This window comes from Pseudomonas vlassakiae (assembly GCF_014269035.2).
Taxonomy (GTDB): Bacteria; Pseudomonadota; Gammaproteobacteria; order Pseudomonadales; family Pseudomonadaceae; genus Aquipseudomonas; species Aquipseudomonas vlassakiae.
On the sequence record NZ_JABWRP020000048.1, the window covers coordinates 1 to 1446 of the forward strand.

Annotated in this window: 1 protein-coding gene; it reads right to left on the reverse strand. The window is 60.7% G+C overall.

The window, feature by feature from the left end:
- Window positions 1-1446, reverse strand: a 1446-nt coding sequence (locus HU738_RS25710) for an immunoglobulin-like domain-containing protein (RefSeq protein WP_367616187.1), incomplete at both ends; no start/stop codon positions are given.

Below are 1446 nucleotides of genomic sequence, written 5' to 3' on the forward strand. Positions count from 1 at the left end.
GATCTGCCCACCTTCGGCCACGCTTGGTGTCGCCGAAAGCGACACCGTCGTGGTGTCCAGGACATCCGTGATGCTGGTGCTGACTGGGGCCTGATTGGCGACCAGATTTTCGTAATTGCCGCCGCTGACATTGGTAATGCTGTTTGTGACTGCCGCATGGCCTTGATAGACGTCGTTGGTGACGGCGCCGGTGGTGGTGCCGGAGCTTTGGCCAACCGGAATGGTGATGGTCTGGCCGTTAGCCAGGCTGACTATGACTGGGCTTCCGGTGACCGGAGCCCCTACTGTGGCGGTGTAAACAATGGTGCCACCCTCGGCCACGGAAGGCGTGGCGGTCAGGGTGACAGTAGTGGTGTCTTGTACATCGGTAACGGTGGTACTGACTAGTGTCTGATTGGCGACCAGGTTCTCGTAATTGCCGCCACTGACGCTGGTGATGCTATTGGTGACCGCTGCGTGGCCTTGATAGACGTCGTTGCTCACGGCACCGGTGGCGGTACCGGAGCTCTGGCCAACCGGAATGGTGATGGTCTGCCCGTTGGCCAAGCTGACTACGACCGGGCTGCCGGTGACCGGAGCCCCTACTGTGGCGGTGTAAATGATAGTGCCGCCTTCGGCCACGCTTGGGGTCGCGGAAAGCGACACCGTCGTGGTGTCCTGGACATCGGTAACGGTGGTACTGACCGATGCCTGATTGGCGACCAGATTTTCGTAGTTGCCGCCGCTGACGCTGGTGATGCTGTTGGTGACTGCCGCGTGGCCTTGGTAGACATCATTGGTCACGGCAGCCGTGGCAGTACCTGAGTTTTGGCCAACCGGAATGGTGATGGTCTGGCCGTTAGCCAAGCTGACTACGACCGGGCTGCCGGTGACCGGAGCGCCTACTGTGGCGGTGTAAGTGATGGTGCCGCCTTCGGCCACGCTCGGCGTTGCCGTTAGCGAAACGGTAGAGGTGTCTTGTACGTCGATGACGGTGGTAGAAACCGGTGCCGGGTCGGCAACCAGATTCTCGTAATTGCCACCGCTGACGTTGGTGATGCTGTTGGTGACCGCCGCGTGGCCTTGGTAGACGTCATTGCTCACGGCACCGGTGGCGGTTCCGGAGCTTTGGCCAACCGGAATGGTGATGGTCTGCCCGTTGGCCAAACTGACGACGACCGGGCTGCCAGTAACAGGGGCGCCCACTGTCGCCGTATAGATAATGGTCCCGCCTTCCGCCACGGACGGCGTTGCCGTCAGCGATACCGTTGTGGTGTCTTGCACATCGGTAATAGCGGTGCTGACTGGTGTCTGATTGGCGACCAGATTCTCGTAATTGCCGCCGCTGACATTGGTGATGCTGTTGGTAACTGCCGCGTGGCCTTGGTAGACGTCGTTGGTGACGGCCCCCGTGGCCGTCCCTGAACTCTGACCAACCGGAATGGTGATGCTCTGTCCGTTGGCCAA